Consider the following 17,454-nt stretch of genomic DNA (forward strand, 5'->3'; position numbering starts at 1 on the left):
GAATTCAGACGAAAGGACGTTCTGATGAAGAAGACCATCGCAATCGGTTGCGACCATATCGTTACGGACGAGAAGATCTATCTGGCCGACCGCCTGGAGCAGGCTGGCTACAAGGTGCTCGACTGCGGCACCTACAGCCACACCCGTACGCACTATCCCATCTACGGTAAGGCCGTGGGCGAGGCTGTTGCCAGCGGCAAGGCCGACTTTGGCGTGGCCCTGTGCGGCACCGGCATCGGCATCACCAACGCCGTCAACAAGGTTCCCGGCGCCCGCTGCGCGCTGGTTCGCGACATGACCTCTGCCCTGTATGCCCGTCGCGAGCTCAACGCCAACATCGTGGGCTTTGGCGGCAAGATCACCGGCGAGTTCCTGATGGCCGATATCATGCTTGCCTTCCTGGAGGAGCCCTACGAGAAGACCCCCGAGCACGATGCCCTGATCGCCAAGATCCATGCCTGCAATAAGGCCGACGCCGAGGCTCAGTCTGACCCGCATTTCTTTGACGAGTTCCTCGAGAAGTGGGACCGCGGCGAATACCACGACTAAGGAGGTTACGCGGTTTTACCAAACCGCGTAACGGGTCGACGCTGCGCGACGCTCAGGCACCCCATCTCGCCGCTCAAACCGTCGCTCGCGTACATGAAGTACGCGTCGCTCCTCTTTCGCTGCGACCTGGGGCACCTGAGCGCCGCTCGCTGACGTTGAGGGTGCCTGTGGGGTTCCCTCTGTTGCGGCGAAGCCTTTTGGTTCAGCAAGCTGCTCCGATAACACGTTTGCTTGCTGAGCTTGTGTGCTTCGTTTTGGCGGTACCCGGCATTCTGCAGCTTTTCAATTGACGGCTCGCGTTTCTGTGATGAGGCGCGGGCCGGTTTTCTATCAGCCCCACTGACTTGGCGGGCTGTCGTAAGAAAGGGAAGGCTCCTATGGAGTTTGTTCTTGATAACGGTTCTATTCGTGTGGCACTGAGCACGGCTGGCGGATCGTTCACTTCGATTAAAGCCAACGGCCGCGAGTACCTGTGGCAGGGTGACCCGGCGGTCTGGTCGGGCCAGGCACCCATTTGCTTCCCGATCTGCGGCGGCCTTCGTGACGGTCACGCAATGACCATGGGCGGCCGCGAGGTAAAGCTCGCCCGCCACGGCTTTGCTCGCAAGCAGGAGTGGAAGCTCGAGGAGCAGAGCGACAACATGGTTGCGCTGAGTCTGAGCTCTGCCGACCATGCCGAACTGCTCGAGCAGTATCCGTATCCGTTTAAGATCGTTGCTCGTTACACGATTGATTCGGAAAAGGTGGCCGTGTCGTACGAGGTGACCAACGAGGGCACCGAGGACATGCCATTCTTTGTGGGTGGTCACCCCGGCTTTAAGTGCCCGCTCGACGAGGGCGAGTCCTATGACGACTATGAGCTTCGTTTTGATCAGCGTGAGGCCGCCGAGCTCTGTACTGCCGTTCCCTTGACGGGCTTGATTGATGTTGAGCATCGCAGCAAGAACCCCATGATCGGCCAGAACCTGCCGCTTACCCACGAACTCTTCGACTTCGCGGAGACCATCTTTGATGTGCTCGTGAGCCGCGTGGTTACGCTGACCAAGAAAACCGAGGACAAGGGCGTGCGCCTGACGTTCCCCGATATGCCATACCTGATCGTGTGGAGCAAGCCCGAGGGCGATTTTGTGGCCGTGGAACCGTGGGGTGGTCTGTCCACCTGCTCCGACGAGGACGATATTCTAGAGCACAAGCGTGGCTGCCTGGTTGCCAAGCCGGGGGAGACCGTCATCCGCGGTTTTGAGATCGAGATCCTTTAAAGAGCTATCGTATGTTTGGGGTCGCATACGTCGTGCCCCGGAAACAGGAGTTCAACATGATTCTGACCGTTACCATGAACCCGTCGATCGATACACGCTATCAACTCGATAAGCTGATCATCGACGATGTTAACCGTGTGACGCCCGAAAAGACCGCTGGTGGCAAGGGCCTCAACGTGAGCCGCGTGCTACTGCAGTTGGGCGACGACGTGCTCGCGACCGGTCTGCTCGGCGGCCACATGGGTGCCCATATGGCCGAGCTTATGGATGCCGACGGCGTCAAGAACGACTTTGTGCCCATCGCCGGTGAGACGCGCATTTGCCTGAATATTCTGCACGAGGGTAATCAGACCGAGCTGCTGGAGAGCGGCCCTCAGATTGCGCCTGCCGAGCTTGAGGCCTTTACGGCCAAGTTCGCCGAGCTTGCAGCGAAGGCGGACGTCGTGACGCTTTCGGGTTCGCTGCCGCGTGGCGTCGATGCCGGTTACTATGCCGAGCTCGTCAAGATTGCCGAGGAGGAGGGCGCCAAGGTGCTGCTCGACACTTCGGGTGCATCGCTGGAGGCCGCGCTGGAATCTGACGCTAAGCCTGAGCTCGTAAAGCCCAACCTGACCGAGATTAACGGCCTGCTGGGTACGTCCTTTACGACCGATGATGTCGATGCCCTGCGCGAGGCGCTTGCCGCCGATGGCCGCTTTGCCGGTATTCCCTGGGTCGTCGTCTCGATGGGCGCTGCCGGTTCGGTGGGCTTCCATGAGGGCCGCGCGTTCCGCGCCAAGACGCCCGCGATTGCGGCTGTGAACGCAACGGGTTCCGGCGACTCGACCATCGCCGGTTTTGCGCATGCCATTGCTGCTGGTGCCGACGACGTCACGGTGCTCAAGACCGCCAATACCTGCGGTAAGCTCAACGCCATGGATCCCAAGACCGGCCACCTGGTCATGGACCGCTGGGAAGAGATCTACAACAACGTTGAGGTCGTAGAGTTGTAGCGGTTGCGACTCCTAATAGAATGAGCGTGGATAATCTCCCGCTTTTGGTGCCCATACGAGCTCAAAGTGGGAGATTTTCCACGCTCGAGTCATTAGTCATTGGGGACGTTCTTGTTTGACTAGTCGTTTAAGAACGTCCCCAATGACTACACGCAAAAACGGCGCCCGCTGGCGATGTTGCCGGCGGGCGCCGTTGTCTTGAAGACGAAATGATCCGTTTTCCTCCGTCCCCAAGGGATCATTACAGTGAGTCGATAAAGCGCTGTTGGGCGGCGCGGCCGGCTTCGTCCCACTTAAAGACGCCGGCGTTGTCGAGCACGTGGCCAAACACCACGCCGACCTCCTCGTGCAGGATGTCGATGGCGTTGTCCGCCGTAAGCTCGTCGGCGCGGCGGGCATAGACGTCCTCGGCCCACGCGGCATGGCTGCGGCAAAGGTCGTCGCCCTCGAGCGCTGCGGCAAGGTCGTAGCTGGTATCGGCTTTGGCTGCCAGCAGGTGCTCGCGGACAGCGCCGAGCTCGGGAACCAGGCGCGGCGGAAGAATAGCCAGGCCCATAACCTCGATCAGGCCGATGTTCTCCTTCTTAATGTGGTGATACTCGGCATGCGGGTGGAAAACGCCCAGCGGATGCTCGTCGGTCGTGATATTGCAGCGAAGCGCCAGGTAGGCCTCGTAAATCTCGCCGCCGGCGTTGCCGCGGGAGTCGACGCGGCGGATGACGGGCGTCACGGTGTTGTGCGCTACGCCGTCGGCCGTGTGCGCGATAACGCCCGCAGACTCGTCGGTCCACTCGCGCCAGGCGAGGATAATCTTCTCGGCAGCGTCGAGCAGCTGAGCGCGGTCATGCGAGCGCAGGCGCAGCACCGAGAGCGGCCACTGCAGCACAGTGCCGGTGACCTGGTCAAAACCGGGCATGCTAAACTGCGAGACCTCGGCGGCATGCATCATGGGGAACTCGTGCGCGCCGCCCTGGAAGTGGTCGTGCGACAGAATCGAGCCGCCCACGATAGGCAGGTCGGCGTTGGAGCCGATGAAGTAATGCGGGAACAGGTCCACAAAGTCGAGCAGGCAGGTCAAGCCCTTGCGGTCGACGTGCATCGGACGATGCTCGGAGCTCATGGCAATGCAGTGCTCGTTAAAGTAGGCGTACGGGCTGTACTGGAAGCCCCAGCGCTCGCCGTCGAGCTGGATGGGGATAACGCGCAGATTCTGGCGGGCGGGGTGAGCTCCGCCGTCGGCTGCGGCGGAGCGTCCGGGATAGCCCTCGTTTTCGATGCACAGCTGGCAGGCGGGATACTTCTCGCCCGTGTTCTTTGCGGCGCCGGCGGCAGCGATATCGCGTGGGTCCTTCTCGGGCTTGGAGAGGTTGATGGTGATCTCAAGATCGCCCCAGTTGGTGGGGGTGCTCCATTTGATGTTGCGCGCGATGGCGGCACGGCGCACGTAGCCGGCGTCGCAGCACAGGCCGTAGAACCAGTCGGTTGCGGCGCGGGGCTCGTTGACGCCCATACGTCCGTTGAACTCCTCGTTTACAACCGAAGGCCTCGGCATGATCGCACCCATGATGCGCATGGCGATGCGGTCGCGGCCTGACGCCGTGTCCTCGGCGGCACCGTTGGTAACGGCGGCCTCGGAAAGCGCGGCAAGCATGCCTTCAAGATCAAAGTCGGGCAGGGTATTGGGGTGCAAGAGCGAGAGTTTCTCAACCTGGAGCGCCCAGGCCATATCGAGTGCGGGACCCGTGGCGCCGATGCACTCCAAAATGGTGTTGTATGCCCAGATCCGGTCGTCCTGGCCGATCATCGATCGGTGGATGGCGTACTCGATCAGGTTCTGCGCGGCCTCTCGCACGTCAGTCATTACAGCCATGCCGCGTAAGCCCCCTTGTCAGAGATGGCGTAGTGACGGGCAGAGCCCTCGCCCAGCCAGCCGTTCATCTTGGCAATGAAGGTGTCGACCAGATCGAGCGGCACGAAGGCCTGGATGGTGCCACCAAAGCCGCCACCGTGGATACGGACGGCGCCGCGGCCGTCGAGCACGTGCTCGGCCAGCGCCAGGGCATACATGGAAGGCTGCTCGGAACCCAGCTTGGCAACAACATTTTGCAGGTACATGGCAGAGCTGGCGCCGGACTCGCGCGTCAGGACCAGGAACTGGTCAATGTCGCCGGCGTTGAGCGCTGCCCAGCGCTTGTCGACCAGGCCGTTCTCGTACCAGTAGTGAACGGCGCGCAGGCAGGCGCGGTCGCCCAGCTTGGCGCGCAGCTCGGGGAGCTTGGCGTCAAAGTCGGCAACGTTGACCTCGCACAGGCGTGCCTTGCCAAACTCGGCGGCGACGTCCTGCATCTCGCGCGGAACGGCGGCGTAGTCGTCGGTAGCTGCCACATGGTCGGCGCCAACCTTAACGAGCACAAGCGCATAACCGTGATCCTCAAAGTTGAGCTCGAGCTTTTGGGTCTTAGGCTGGGCCTGGTCCTCAAAGTCCATGTAGGCAAGGCCGCCCAGGCACACGGCGGCTTGGTCCATCAGACCGCAGGGCTTGCCGTAATAGTTGTTCTCGGTGCGCTGGCTCATCTGGGCGAGCGCGACGGGCTCAATGGCGGGCGCGCCCCAGAGCGTCTCCATGGCACGGCCGTACGCGGCCTCGACGGCAGCAGAGCTGGAAAGGCCACCGCCCGAGGGGACGGAGCAGGTGAAGGCGAAGTCGAAGCCCTTGGGCTCAACACCAAGCGCTGCGACCTCGTGGGCCATACCGCGCACGAGGCTTGCGGACGTGCCCTTCTCGGACTCCTGAACATTCAGCGTGTCGAGGGTAATCTCAAACGTGGGGTAGCCCTCGTCGGCGACGCGGACCTTGTTGGAATCGGTTGCCACGGCGATGCCGTCGACGGCGACATCGAGCGAGCCGGCGATAACGTGACCGCCCTCGTGGTCGGTGTGGTTGCCGCTGATCTCGGAGCGGCCGGGCGCGTGCACATAGAGCACCTGGCGATCGCCGATGGGGCCAAACTCCTCCTCAAACAGCTTGGTGAGCGTGGCGAGTGTCTTTTCGTCGGGGGTGGTCATGAGGGTCCTTTCCTTGGCGCATACTGACGAGTTTTCCGTCGTAGTGAGTACGTTAACAATTTGAAGCGGCATAAACTCAGCATCTACGATGCCGCACGTTACGGGCTATGTTAACGTACTCATAACACAACACTTATCACTTTTTGAGAATCTGGTAATCGGTAGAAATTCAGCCGTGAACGGTACTGCCGTATGGACTTATAAAGCAGAAGAGATGCAGATAGAAAAAGTAGAGTACGTTAACATGCGTCCGACGATAGCGGGCCTCGGCGCGGGATGTATTTCTGCCCGGGCCGGCATTCACGCTATTCAGATCTCTCAAGGGTGAAGGTGATCCTGTGGCAAGGCGCCCGTCCAACGATACCAGTTCGCGTCCGGTCTCCATGGCCGACGTCGCCCGCGCTGCTGGCGTTTCGCAGCAGACGGTTTCGCGCGTCGCCAACGGCTTGCCCAACGTTAACGAACAGACGCGCCGGCGCGTGCAGGCCGCTATGCAAGAGCTTGGCTTTCGTCCGAGTTATGCCGGTCGCTCGCTGCGTGACGGCCGTTACCATTCGGTCGGGCTGTGCGTCAACGATGTCACCAAGTTTGGGAACCTCTCAATGATCGACGGCATCGCCAGCGCAGCTCGCGAGCATAATTGCGCCATCACGCTGGTCGAGATGTCCAAGACCGAGGAGTTTTCGCTTGCCGAGGCCACGCGTCGTATGGCCGCGCTGCCCGTGGACGGTATCATCATCGGCATGAGTCGCATGGCGCCCGATTTTGAGACGTTCGATCCGTTGCCGGGCATTGGAACGGTCATCGTTACCATGTACGCGCATCCGCGCGTGACCACGGTCGATTCCGACCATTACGGCTGCTCGCTATTGCTTATGGATCACCTGTTTGAGCTGGGGCACGAGCAGATTCGCTATATTGGCGGCCCGTCGTTCTCGGTCGACGAGCAATTTCGTCGCGCCGGTTGGCAAGATACACTCGAGCGTAAACACATCGAGACGGTAGAGCCACTCGAGGGCGACTGGTCTGCCAACAGCGGCTACGAGGCCGCTCGGTACTTGGCTGAGCACGACCGCACCATGACGGCGATTTACGCGGCAAACGACCAGATGGCAAACGGCGCCATTGCCGCGCTACGCGATAGCGGCTTGCGCGTGCCCGAGGACGTGAGCGTGGTGGGCGTCGACGATTCGCTCGACGACTTTGTCGCACATAACGAGCTCACGACCGTTCGATTCGATCTGCATCAGCGCGGGCGCGAGGTGTTCGAGCGCGCAGTTCCCAAGGCGGGGGCATCGGACAAAACCGTCGCCATTCGTATTCCCGGTCAGCTCATCGTTCGACACACCACGGCAGCGCCGCGTGCATAGTTTTCGAAGGTCAACGGCTCGGCGTTGCATATCAATAACAATCGGTAAGGATGCCGGCAGATAGCCGTGACTATGAAGGCGAGTGCTATGATAGACGGGTTCTTTTGTCTATCTAGGAGGCTTTGCCTGATGGAGATCACCAAGGATATCCGCTACGTTGGCGTCGATGATCACGACATTGACCTGTTCGAGGGCCAGTACGACGTGTCCGAGAACGGTATGGCATACAACAGCTACGTCATCCTGGGCGAGAAGATCGCCGTCGCCGATTCGGTCGATGGCGGTTTTGTTGACGAGTGGCTCGGCAACATCGAGGCCGTGCTCGATGGCCGTACGCCCGACTACTTGGTCGTCCATCACATGGAGCCCGATCACTCCGCCGGCATCGCCGCCTTTATGGAGCGCTATCCCCAGGCGCAGATTGTGGCAAGCATGGGCGCCTTCCGCATGATGGTCAACTACTTTGGCACCGACTTCCCCGAGCGCAAGATGGTTGTCAAAGAGGGTGACGTGCTTGATCTGGGCGGCCACAGCCTGACCTTTGTCGGCGCCCCCAACGTTCACTGGCCCGAGGTACTCTTCTCCTACGAGGCTACCGACAAGGTGCTCTTTAGTGCCGACGGCTTTGGCAAGTTTGGCGCCAACGACATCGAGGATCCGGAAGGGTGGGCCTGCGAGGCGCGCCGTTACTACTTTGGCATCGTGGGCAAGTTCGGCAAGTTTGTGCAGGCCGTGCTCAAGAAGGCCGCCGACCTGGACATCCAGATCATCTGCCCGCTTCACGGCCCCGTGCTGACCGAGAACCTTGGCTATTACCTCGACACCTACAACACTTGGTCGAGCTATCAGCCCGAGGACGAGGGCATCACGATTGCCTATGCGAGCGTGTATGGCCATCTGAAGGCTGCCGTTGAGGAGCTTGCATCTGCGCTCGAGGCCCGCGGCCAGAAGGTTTCCGTCTTTGACCTGGCCCGCGACGACATGGCCGAGGCCGTTGAGGATGCGTTCCGCTATGACCGTCTGGTACTCGCTTCCATCACCTATCAGGGCGAGATCTTCCCATTCATGAGCACCTTTATCCATACGCTTGCCGAGCATGCCTACCAGAACCGTACGGTGGCGCTCGTCGAGGGCGGCTCCTGGGCGCCCGCAGCTGCCAAGATTATGACCAAGGAGCTCGAGGGTATGAAGGACATCACCCTGACGCAGAACAAGGTGACCGTCCTGGGTTCGCTCAACGACGCCTCGCGCGCTCAGATCGAGGCCCTCGCTGACGAGCTCTCCAAGTAGCGATACGTTCACGTTTAACGCTCAAACCACCACAAAGGGGACGGTGAACCTTTGTGGTGGTTTTTGTTTAAGCGCCGGCGATGAGGAGATTTGGGCGGGCGTCGTCGGCGATCTCGGCGATTGAGGTGGCGACGGCGTGATCGGGGTCACGGTCCATCACGATGGCGTTGACGTCGGTCAGCTCGGCAAAGCGGTACATGCCACGTCCGTTGACCTTGCTGGCGTCCATGAGGGCCACGCTTTGGCGGGCGGCGCCAATCATGGCCGCTTTGGTCTCGGCCATCTGGGGAAAGTCGGTGGTAAAGCCGCAGCCGGGAACGAAAGCGCCAGGGCACATGACGGCAAGATCGGCGTGGACCATTTGGAGCGCCTGCATGGTAAGTGGGCCGTACAGATAGCGATGGCCTTTGCGCAGTGCCCCGCCCAGCATGACGACATCGACTGAGGGCATGCTCTCGTCGATGTAATCGGCAATGGTAATGTCAGCCGTGATGACGGTGATGCCATCGCGCTGGTCGAGGAGCCGAACGAACTCGAGTGCCGTGGTGCCGGAGTCGACAAGCACCGTGTCGCCGTCGTTAACAAGCCTGATAGCGCTTTGCGCAATGGCCTGCTTGGCGGCGACATTGACGTTGATGCGGCGATCCTGGGTGGATACGGTCAGTCGCTTCTGGAGCGACACAGCGCCGCCATGCGTGCGGCGCAGCTTGCCGGACTCGGCGAGCGCGTCTAGGTCGGCGCGGGCGGTGACGGAGGATACGCCAAAGGTCTGGGCGATTTCTGCCACCTGCACCGAGGCGTTATGTTCAAGCATCTCCATGATGGCGGCGCGTCGCTCATCGGCGAAAGCTCGGGTTGTTGCGTGGGCCATAGCTGCTCCATCCTCAGCCTAAATTTGCAGGAATTGTGTTGAGTCTATTTTCGTTCATTTTCTTTTTGAGCAAGTAAACGCCTTTCGATTACTTATCTTTTCTATAAAAGAAAGATGATTCGCTTGAAAACGGTAATGTCGGATAGGGGAATTTAGCCTGAATCCCTTCCGTTTGCTTTTCAAAAACGAGCGTTTTGGCCTGCGTGCCGGCGATATCTCGTACATGCGACAGATGCGATTTTCATACAATGGGCGCAGCAAAATGCAAGGTAAAACGCCTTGCGGACACGTACGCCCGATGTCCAGATGCGGGCGAGGGAGAGGAGCAAACGCTCATGGCACTTGTTACCACCGAAAAGATGCTCAAGGACGCTCAGGCCGGCCACTACGCCGTCGGCGCGTTCAACGTCGAGAACCTCGAGTTTGTTATGGCCGTTCTGGCCGCTGCCGAGGAGACCAAGTCCCCCGTCATCATGCAGACCACCCCGGGCACCATCAAGACCGCTGGTCTGGACTACTTCTACGGCATGGTCAAGGCTGCCGCCGAGCGCGCTTCCGTGCCCGTTGCCCTGCACCTCGATCACGGCGATGGCTATGACCGCTGCATGCAGGCTTTCCGCACGGGCTACACCTCCGTCATGATCGACGGTTCGCACGAGTCCTTCGAGGACAACATTGCCCTGACCAAGTCCGTCGCCGACGCTGGCCGCGCCATGGGCGTGCCCGTCGAGGCCGAGCTCGGCAAGGTCGGCGGTAAGGAGGACGACGGTCCCGCGGTTGAGGGCGAGAGCCCCTACACCGATCCTGCCGAGGCCAAGGAGTTTGTTGAGCGCACCGGCTGCACCTCGCTGGCCATTGGCGTTGGCACCAGCCACGGCGTGTACACGAGCGATCCTCACATCGAGCAGTCCGTGGTCAAGGCCATTCGCGACGCCGTCGACGTGCCGCTGGTTCTGCACGGTACCTCCGGTGTGCCCGATGAGCAGGTTGCCGAGGCCGTGAAGAACGGCATCTGCAAGGTCAACTACGCCACCGAGCTGCGTCAGGCCTACACCAAGGGCTTCATGGCCTACATGGCCGAGAACCCCGCTTGCTTCGATCCTAAGAAGCCGGCCAAGGAGGGCATGCGTGAGATCACCGAGCTGGTTAAGATCCGCATGACCAACCTCAACTCTGTGGGCAAGGCAGAGTAACAGCAAGGGTACTCCGACTCGCTACATATCCCGGGGAGGGACGAGGACTTAGTTCCCCAATCGTCCTCGGGCATGCAAAAAGCCTCGCTGCGCACTTCGTGCGGCGAGGCTTTTTGCCCCCTGCGGAGAGATTGGAGAACTAAGCCCTCGTCCCTCCCAGGTTGACCTACTCGAGGTCGTCGCCCTTGTGGCGTTAGGTCTGAAAATAATAAGAAGCCTTCGCGCTGCGGAATGATTTTGGAAACTAAGTACGGGGGCCCGCCCAAGTCGTCCTGCTCAATCGCCCTTGTGGCGTTGGGGCGGAAAGGGTGGGGCGCGTGGGTTATTTGGTTGTTAGGGTTAGTAGGTCGTTGGGGGTTTTGAGGTTGTAGGTGGCGTTTGGGATATCTTGGTGTGATCCCCATGCTGCTCGGGCAAAACTGACCCCTGCTGAAGTTGCGCACTGTTCGTCGTAGACGGTGTCGCCAACGTAGACGACGTTGCCAGGATTCGCGCCCGCACGTCGGAGATATTCGAGCATGGGTGCGGGTGCGGGTTTATGTTCGGTTGTGTCTTCGACAAGGATGATGTGCTCAAAATACTTATCGAAACCAAGGGGTGCAATTTCTTTTGCGTATTCGTCGCGCGCACGTGAGGAGACGATGCCAAGTTTGCAGCCGCTATCGGCGAGTGTTGCGATGACTTCAAGCAAACCTGGAAACACGCTGATGGTGCTTTTAAAGCTGGCGGCAACTTGGCACCAGCGATCCAACGTTGCCTGCGAGTAGATCCCAAGTTTCTCAAGGGCATCCTTGCCGGGTATGCCGAGGGCAAAGTCAAGCTCGTGTCGGGGAAGCGTTTTGCTGGTCTCTTCTTGGACAATCTGGACAAGCGATGACAGAACGCTTTCTTCTGTATCTGCCAATGTCCCATCAACGTCAAATACGATATGGTCAAAGTGCTTCATATGATTGCTCCTCTCTGTTGTTTGCCTGCAAGTTTGATGCAGTGACAGAAGAAGGGTTAGCGGGATTTCTGCCTGGTGCTATCGAGATTCTGCCTCGCTGCTCGATAGCTCGAAGGAGTGCACCCCATTTGTTCTTTAAATACCTGGCCAAGATGGCTTGCTGTTATAAATCCGCATTGGCGCGCGACTGTCTGTACCGTTCGCGTGGTGTGTGCCAAAAGTTCGCAAGCACGGTTTATGCGGTATGCGCGTAGATATGCCGCCGGGGTCGTTCCTGCACAAGTTTCGATAATGCGGTAACACTCTCTTTCGCTTACGCCGGCTGCAGATGCCATCTGGGGCACATCTATAGCGGCTGCATAGTTTGCGCGGACAAAGTCCAGGATTGCCTTGAACTGTACGTCGCGGCTGGTCATCCAAGAGGCGCCGTCGGAAGAAAAGAGCGGTTCGGCCTTGGCGTTAATCTGAATCCAGAGCTCTGACAAACTATTTCGAAGCGCCATCTCGTTCTGCGGCCGTCGAAGGTCGTGGCTAAAGGAGCTCTTCAGCAAATCGATAAAGGGCATATCGTCGGGATTGGTGGGCGACCATTTGAGCACATCGACGCCTCGACATTGAAGCAATGGGTTGATGTAGCGCTTTTGGAGACGTCCCGCGGGATCGCCGAGCATCGACGGCTGAAAGATATGCAGCATTTGAATGGCTGGCGCCGAATTGGGTGATTGCAGCGTGCTGTGCAAAACGCCGCCGTTGATAAAGCCGGCGGACCCTTCCTCAAAGCGTACGTGCTCATGAGCCGCGTGCGTTCGATAGTCAATCGCTCCCTGCTCCATGTAGAAAAGCTCAACTTCGGAATGCCAGTGCCAGGGGACGGAATTGCCCGGATAGCGAGCGAATTCTGCGCGTTCGGCAATATAGGGCCAGTCTTCGGCGGTCTCGGGAAACGCTTCCTCGCGTCCTCCGCGGTGCAATTCTATGTGATCCATGTTTCGCATGGCATCAGTATAAAGCGCGATGGGCTTAGATTGCTCTTGCCTGTTCGGGGAACGCCTTGTCTAGGGATGCTTGGAGCTTTTCGAAGGATGCTCGTAAGTTGAGGCTCTGATTGGCTGAGCGCTTGGTTTTTGTGGTGGGGGAGTCGAGGAGGCCGTTTCTCTGTGTCGGGGGGAAGGAGAAAAGGTTTGCATGTTTTAGGGATGGCTGCTGTGCTGCGTCATTGGAAGAATGCATGCTTTTGCGGCCTCCTCGATATCCACCAAAAGGATGCGCTCGGGGTTTGCTGCTAGGTCCCGTGCGCTGGCTACATTATGCCGCGGCTGCCGCAAAGAAGCGCTAAAGAAAGGCTTAACCTGGTTTGGTGTTACGATGAAACTGCAGGTCAGAGGTATCGAGTAACACTCTTGAAAGGTTTTGAGCTTAAGGGCTTTCTAAGGTTTGTGACGTGGATGTGGCGCGGACGTGCGGAGCGTGTGAATGCTCGCTGTTAGCGCTGCGGCTCTGTGGCGCGCACCTGCTCGATGACCTTTTCCATCGTGGCGTCGATGCGGTCTTTTTTGAGTTCGCATTCCCAGATGGTTATGGGCGTCCAGCCCATTTGAGTGAGCGCTGCCACAGCAGCACGGTCGCGCTCGACGTTGCGACGGAACTTTGCCTCCCAAAACTCAACGTTGCGCTTGGGCTGGCTTGGGTTGCACTTGGGGCAGCGGTGCCAAAAGCAACCGTTGACGAAGATGGCGATCTTGCGGCCGGGGAAGGCGATGTCGGGCTTGCCGGGTACCTTCCATTCCAAACGATAGCCCGTAAGGCCCGCGGCCCGTAGGCGCTGACGTACGAGCAGCTCGGGCTTGGTGTTGGCGCGCTTGTTGCCCTTCATGGACTTTTTGATTGCGGCGCGACGGCGGACCAGTTCGCGCTCGTCAGCGGAGAGGTCCGAGGTATCGATGCCGTCGAGCAGACCGGGCTTGGGACGCTTTTTGCTGCGGCGTTTAGGTGCGCGCTTGGGTTTGGTGGCGGGTTTGTCGGTTGTGTTGGGCGCGGCGTCATCGGCGGAGCTTGCCTCAAGCCGATCTTCCTTTAACTCAATCAGAGCATCAATGAGCCCCTTGTCGGCGGGCATCCATTCCACCGTGGCAAGCGAGGTGCGTGGAATCCAGCGGATATCAAGCTGGCGGTCGTGTTTCTGGGGCTCATCGGATTCATCGGCGAGCGAGCAGTAGTAACACTCCATGGAGAGATGAAAATCGGGGTAGTCATACTCAACGGTGTAGAAATCACGCAGGTTGGTGACTTTTACCTGTAGCTCTTCCATAAGCTCGCGGCGCACGGCGTCTTCGGGTGTCTCGCCGCGCAGAAGTTTGCCGCCCGGGAACTCCCATAGTCCCTGCATGTTGCCGTAGCCGCGCTGCACGGCAAGCAGCTCGTCAGATCCTTCCTTGCGAATGATCCCAGCGGCAACATGAACAGTCTTCAACAGGAGCCCTCTCTCAACATCAACACATGGCAGACTACGCTTACCTTACGCAACGGTAAGGCAAGCGTAAGCCATATCGATGGTAGCCGACTCGGCTCCTTGCGACTATAGATGCCGTAGACTAATCGCAAGAAAGGACTCGGTATGCAAACCACGCAAACGGCGACCCCGGTACTGGAGGTCGCGCATCTCGAAAAGGTATATGGAGCACTGGGCAACGTGACCCGCGCGCTCAACGATGTCAGCTTTACCGTCAACCGCGGCGAATTCGTCGGCATCATGGGCGCCTCGGGCTCGGGCAAGTCGACGTTGCTCAACTGCGTGTCGACCATCGATAGCGCCACGAGTGGCACCATCCGCATCAACGGCCAGGACGTGACGCGCATGAAGCAGGCCAAGCTTTCGCAGTTCCGCCGCGAGGAGCTGGGCTTTATCTTCCAGGACTCCAACCTACTCGATACGCTCACGGCACGCGAGAACATCGCCCTGCCGCTCACCATCGCCCGCACAAACTCGGCAGAGATCTCGACCCGCGTGCAGGATGTGGCCGCGCGCCTGTCTATCAGTCAGGTGCTCGACAAGTATCCCTACCAAATGTCGGGCGGCCAGCAGCAGCGCGTTGCCGCGGCTCGCGCGCTCGTCACCGACCCCACCATGATCATGGCCGACGAGCCCACCGGCGCCCTCGATTCCAAGAGCGCCCGCCTGCTGCTCGAGAGCCTGGAGGCCCTTAACCGCCGCCTGCGCGCCACGGTGCTCATGGTCACGCACGACAGCTTTGCTGCCAGCTACACGAGCCGTGTGCTGTTTATTCGTGACGGCAAGATCTTCACCGAGCTGCGCCGCGGCGACACCGACCGCCGAGAGTTCTTCGACCGCATTATGGAGGTCGTTGCCATGATGGGCGGTGAAGGCTCCGATGCTCTGTAAACTCGCTTGGGGCAACGTCCGCCGCGCCGGCCGCGACTACCTCGTCTACTTGCTGACGCTCACCCTGGGTGTCACCGTATTCTATGCCTTCAATACCGTCTCGATGCAGGTCGACATTGCCGGCATCAAGGAGGAGGGACTGTCCGAGCTCATGGGCAGCATGCTCGGTTACCTGACGTACTTTTTGGCCGGCGTCATGGCCTTTTTGATGGTGTATGCCAACAACTTCATCATGAAGCGCCGCAAAAAGGAGTTCGGCCTGTACCAGGTGCTAGGCATGCGCCGCGGGCGCGTCGCCACGATCATGGCGCTCGAGACCGTGATCGTTTCGGTCGGCGCCTTTGTCGCCGGCATTGTGCTGGGCGTGGGGCTCTCCCAGCTCATGACATTCTTTACGGCCTCGCTCTTTAAGACACAGATCGCTAATTTCCACTTCTTTTTCTCGGTGCATGCGTTCAACCTGACCCTTGCCTGCATGCTCGTGATGTTTGTGCTTACGCTACTGCTGAACCTTCGCGCCGTGCGCCGTACCAAGCTCATCGAGCTTATGGGCGCCGAGCGGCGCAACGAGAGCATCAAGACGCGCAACCCCTGGATTGCGATCGCCATCTTTGTCGTGGGCGTGGTGCTGGTGGGCGTGGCCTATTACCGCCTGTTGCGCGATGGGTTCCCGCTCACCGCGACGGAGGGTAAGCTGCAGGAGGCCATGAACCAGTTTGGTATCACCACGGCCATGGTTACGGTGGGTACCTTTGCCCTGTTCTGGGGCCTTTCGGGCATGCTTATCAAGCTGCTGCAGAGCCTGCGCAGCGTGTATTGGCGCGGCCTCAACATGTTTACCGTGCGCCAGCTTGCGGCCAAGGTCAACACGGTGTGCTTTTCGATGGGCGTCATCGCGATGATCCTGTTTTTGGCCATCACCTCGGTGACGTGCGGTATGTCTATTGCCAATGTGATGAACGAAAACCTGGAGCGCTATAACCCTGTTGACGTGTCTCAGACGTATGTCTATTACACGCCCGAAACGCTCGACTACTACAAGGAGTATGTCAATCCGTCTGAGGCCGATCGCATGGTGCTGGCCGATGCAACGGTCGATTTGTACGCTGCATGGCATGGCGAGCGCAAGTCGGCGGACAACAACGACGAGGCCGGGAAGAAGGTCAATATCGCCGATGTTGCCGGTGAACATGTGCAGATCGACTCGTATCTGAGCTATACGCTTGGCGGCTCGGATCCTTCGGTGACGGCGGGCGAGATGTGCAAGGCCATGGGCGAAAAGCTCCCCAAGGTGCTCGAGGGTAGCAATGCCGATGATATGGGCCTGTTTGTGACGCCGGCGAGCCAGTACAACAAGCTGCGCCAGATGATGGGCGAGGAGCCGGTGAGCATTGGCCGCGACCAGTACGTGCTTACGTGTGATATGGGCGGTGAGCTGGGCGACCTGTACACCAAGTATATGGCTGGCGGCCATACCCTCACCTTGGACGGGCATGAGCTCAAGCCCGCAACCGATAAGTCGGACGAGGACACGGCGGCCATCGCCAACTCGGCGATGGGCAGCAATCCCGGTACCGTGGTCGTAGCCGATGAGCTGCTGTCCCAGCTTAATCTGCAGCCGTATTCCAGTAATCTGCTCGTTAATTACAAACAGGGTATGGATACGACCGAGGCAGACGAGAGCATTAAATACACCTTGCTCGATAATCTGCTCGTTGACGGCAAGGAGCCGGGGTCGTGGGGAGTCTTCATCACGCGTTCCGAGATGTACACGCAAGCAGCGCAGATGAACGGCATGATTAGCTATCTGGCCATCTACATTGGCTTTGTACTGGTCGTTGCGTGCGCGGCAATCCTATCGATCCAGCAGCTCTCCAATGTGGCCGACGGCAGCCGCAGCTATCGTGTGCTGGCACAGATCGGCTGTGACGACCGCCAGATTCGTCATTCGGTGATGGCGCAGCAAGCGGTATTCTTCCTGTTCCCGCTGGCAGTGGGCTTGGCGCACTCCTTTGTGGCGCTCAAGGTGATCATCGAGCTGGTGAGCACGTTTGGCAACATGAGCATCGGCGGCACCGTGGGTCTTACCTGTGCGATTTTCCTGGCAGCCTATGGTGGCTACTTCCTGGTGACCTACCTCATGAGCGCCGGCATGGTACAAGCTGCCATCGCCACCCGCTACAGCGAGTAGCAAGCGGGCAAAACCGTCGCAAAATCAGAGCGAATAACCGCCGCGAAGGGAGTCCAGCTCCCTTCGCGGCGGTATTTTGCGTATCTAGAGCATCTCAGATGCAAGTGAGTAGGCTTTTTTGGATCTGCCGAGCACATCGCGGCAAGTGCTCAATAAAATCGCAGGTCAGGGCTGTGGCGTTTTGAGGTGTGCTCGGCATCCCGCCAAAAGCCTACTCACTTGGTTTTTACCGCTAGAAGACCGCCGCGAGGGAAAGCAGCTCCCTCGCGGCGGTTGGCGTTTGCCCAGATAAAACCTGCCAAAACAAACCTGTCCCTTTTTAGCAGG

Annotated in this window: 14 protein-coding genes; 8 read left to right on the forward strand and 6 right to left on the reverse strand. The window is 59.4% G+C overall.

Translation table 11 applies throughout. The features are described from left to right. Positions 1–24 precede the first annotated feature (24 nt). From lacB to DWX63_RS06690, 3 genes are all read left to right on the forward strand, one after another. Entirely contained in the window at positions 25–549 is a 525-nt protein-coding gene (lacB, locus tag DWX63_RS06680; protein ID WP_117843194.1) for a galactose-6-phosphate isomerase subunit LacB, read from the forward strand. A 377-nt stretch (positions 550–926) separates the two neighbouring features. Next, entirely contained in the window at positions 927–1,808 is an 882-nt protein-coding gene (locus tag DWX63_RS06685) for an aldose 1-epimerase family protein (protein ID WP_117843195.1), read from the forward strand. A 56-nt stretch (positions 1,809–1,864) separates the two neighbouring features. After that, on the forward strand, positions 1,865–2,800 hold the full coding sequence (locus tag DWX63_RS06690; protein ID WP_117843210.1) for a hexose kinase: 936 nt from the start codon (positions 1,865–1,867) through the stop codon (positions 2,798–2,800). A gap of 241 nt (positions 2,801–3,041) precedes the next feature. On the opposite strand, the gene DWX63_RS06695 is transcribed toward DWX63_RS06690, so the two are convergent. Together DWX63_RS06695 and DWX63_RS06700 are read right to left on the reverse strand one after the other, a co-directional pair. Beyond that, complete coding sequence (locus DWX63_RS06695) at positions 3,042–4,670, reverse strand: UDP-glucose--hexose-1-phosphate uridylyltransferase (RefSeq protein ID WP_233514496.1); 1,629 nt, start codon at positions 4,668–4,670, stop codon at positions 3,042–3,044. Beyond that, the gene (locus DWX63_RS06700; protein ID WP_117843197.1) at positions 4,661–5,866 is read right to left on the reverse strand and encodes a galactokinase family protein; all 1,206 of its coding nucleotides are present in this window, start codon (positions 5,864–5,866) and stop codon (positions 4,661–4,663) included. The genes DWX63_RS06695 and DWX63_RS06700 overlap by 10 nt, the downstream gene beginning before the upstream one ends. 383 nt (positions 5,867–6,249) lie before the next feature. On the opposite strand from DWX63_RS06700, the gene DWX63_RS06705 reads away from it, so the two are divergent. Then, positions 6,250–7,236, forward strand: coding sequence for a LacI family DNA-binding transcriptional regulator (locus DWX63_RS06705; RefSeq protein ID WP_117785933.1), 987 nt, complete (start codon positions 6,250–6,252; stop codon positions 7,234–7,236). Positions 7,237–7,365: 129 nt separating this feature from the next. Beyond that, positions 7,366–8,526, forward strand: coding sequence for an FprA family A-type flavoprotein (locus tag DWX63_RS06710; protein WP_117843198.1), 1,161 nt, complete (start codon positions 7,366–7,368; stop codon positions 8,524–8,526). A gap of 67 nt (positions 8,527–8,593) precedes the next feature. Here DWX63_RS06710 and DWX63_RS06715 read toward each other — a convergent pair whose 3' ends face one another. Then, positions 8,594–9,397: a DeoR/GlpR family DNA-binding transcription regulator gene (locus tag DWX63_RS06715; RefSeq protein WP_117843199.1), complete on the reverse strand. Its 804-nt coding sequence runs from the start codon at positions 9,395–9,397 to the stop codon at positions 8,594–8,596. A gap of 335 nt (positions 9,398–9,732) precedes the next feature. On the opposite strand from DWX63_RS06715, the gene DWX63_RS06720 reads away from it, so the two are divergent. Next, positions 9,733–10,590 (forward strand): class II fructose-bisphosphate aldolase, encoded by an 858-nt coding sequence (locus tag DWX63_RS06720; protein WP_022095149.1) that lies wholly within the window; start codon positions 9,733–9,735, stop codon positions 10,588–10,590. Positions 10,591–10,912: 322 nt separating this feature from the next. Here the strand turns inward: DWX63_RS06720 and DWX63_RS06725 are convergent, their stop codons facing one another. From DWX63_RS06725 to vsr, 3 genes are all read right to left on the reverse strand, one after another. Next, a complete protein-coding gene (locus DWX63_RS06725; RefSeq protein ID WP_089572377.1) occupies positions 10,913–11,536 on the reverse strand; it encodes an HAD family hydrolase in 624 nt (207 codons plus the stop codon). 56 nt (positions 11,537–11,592) lie between these two features. Then, positions 11,593–12,522, reverse strand: coding sequence for an AraC family transcriptional regulator (locus DWX63_RS06730; RefSeq protein ID WP_158559630.1), 930 nt, complete (start codon positions 12,520–12,522; stop codon positions 11,593–11,595). Positions 12,523–13,019: 497 nt separating this feature from the next. Next, positions 13,020–14,006 carry a DNA mismatch endonuclease Vsr gene (vsr, locus tag DWX63_RS11505; RefSeq protein WP_233514497.1) on the reverse strand — a complete coding sequence of 329 codons (987 nt, stop codon included), beginning with the start codon at positions 14,004–14,006 and terminating at the stop codon, positions 13,020–13,022. Between the two features lie 144 nt (positions 14,007–14,150). Between vsr and DWX63_RS06745 the strand changes: the two genes are divergently transcribed. Together DWX63_RS06745 and DWX63_RS06750 are read left to right on the forward strand one after the other, a co-directional pair. Continuing rightward, the gene (locus tag DWX63_RS06745) at positions 14,151–14,936 is read left to right on the forward strand and encodes an ABC transporter ATP-binding protein (RefSeq protein ID WP_089572375.1); all 786 of its coding nucleotides are present in this window, start codon (positions 14,151–14,153) and stop codon (positions 14,934–14,936) included. Next, entirely contained in the window at positions 14,926–17,127 is a 2,202-nt protein-coding gene (locus DWX63_RS06750; protein ID WP_117843201.1) for an ABC transporter permease, read from the forward strand. The genes DWX63_RS06745 and DWX63_RS06750 overlap by 11 nt, the downstream gene beginning before the upstream one ends. Positions 17,128–17,454: the final 327 nt, after the last annotated feature.

Source organism: Collinsella sp. AF20-14LB, assembly GCF_003459505.1.
GTDB lineage: Bacteria > Actinomycetota > Coriobacteriia > Coriobacteriales > Coriobacteriaceae > Collinsella.

Bases quoted from the DNA above. Each gene is read 5' to 3' on its own strand.
- DWX63_RS06710 (WP_117843198.1), top strand. From the start codon at position 7,366: ATGGAGATCACCAAGGATATCCGCTACGTTGGCGTCGATGATCACGAC.
- DWX63_RS06690 (WP_117843210.1), top strand. From the start codon at position 1,865: ATGATTCTGACCGTTACCATGAACCCGTCGATCGATACACGCTATCAA.
- lacB (WP_117843194.1), top strand. From the start codon at position 25: ATGAAGAAGACCATCGCAATCGGTTGCGACCATATCGTTACGGACGAG.
- DWX63_RS06720 (WP_022095149.1), top strand. From the start codon at position 9,733: ATGGCACTTGTTACCACCGAAAAGATGCTCAAGGACGCTCAGGCCGGC.
- DWX63_RS06725 (WP_089572377.1), bottom strand. From the start codon at position 11,536: ATGAAGCACTTTGACCATATCGTATTTGACGTTGATGGGACATTGGCA.
- DWX63_RS06745 (WP_089572375.1), top strand. From the start codon at position 14,151: ATGCAAACCACGCAAACGGCGACCCCGGTACTGGAGGTCGCGCATCTC.
- DWX63_RS06695 (WP_233514496.1), bottom strand. From the start codon at position 4,670: ATGGCTGTAATGACTGACGTGCGAGAGGCCGCGCAGAACCTGATCGAG.
- DWX63_RS06685 (WP_117843195.1), top strand. From the start codon at position 927: ATGGAGTTTGTTCTTGATAACGGTTCTATTCGTGTGGCACTGAGCACG.
- DWX63_RS06700 (WP_117843197.1), bottom strand. From the start codon at position 5,866: ATGACCACCCCCGACGAAAAGACACTCGCCACGCTCACCAAGCTGTTT.
- DWX63_RS06750 (WP_117843201.1), top strand. From the start codon at position 14,926: ATGCTCTGTAAACTCGCTTGGGGCAACGTCCGCCGCGCCGGCCGCGAC.
- DWX63_RS06715 (WP_117843199.1), bottom strand. From the start codon at position 9,397: ATGGCCCACGCAACAACCCGAGCTTTCGCCGATGAGCGACGCGCCGCC.
- DWX63_RS06730 (WP_158559630.1), bottom strand. From the start codon at position 12,522: ATGGATCACATAGAATTGCACCGCGGAGGACGCGAGGAAGCGTTTCCC.
- DWX63_RS06705 (WP_117785933.1), top strand. From the start codon at position 6,250: ATGGCCGACGTCGCCCGCGCTGCTGGCGTTTCGCAGCAGACGGTTTCG.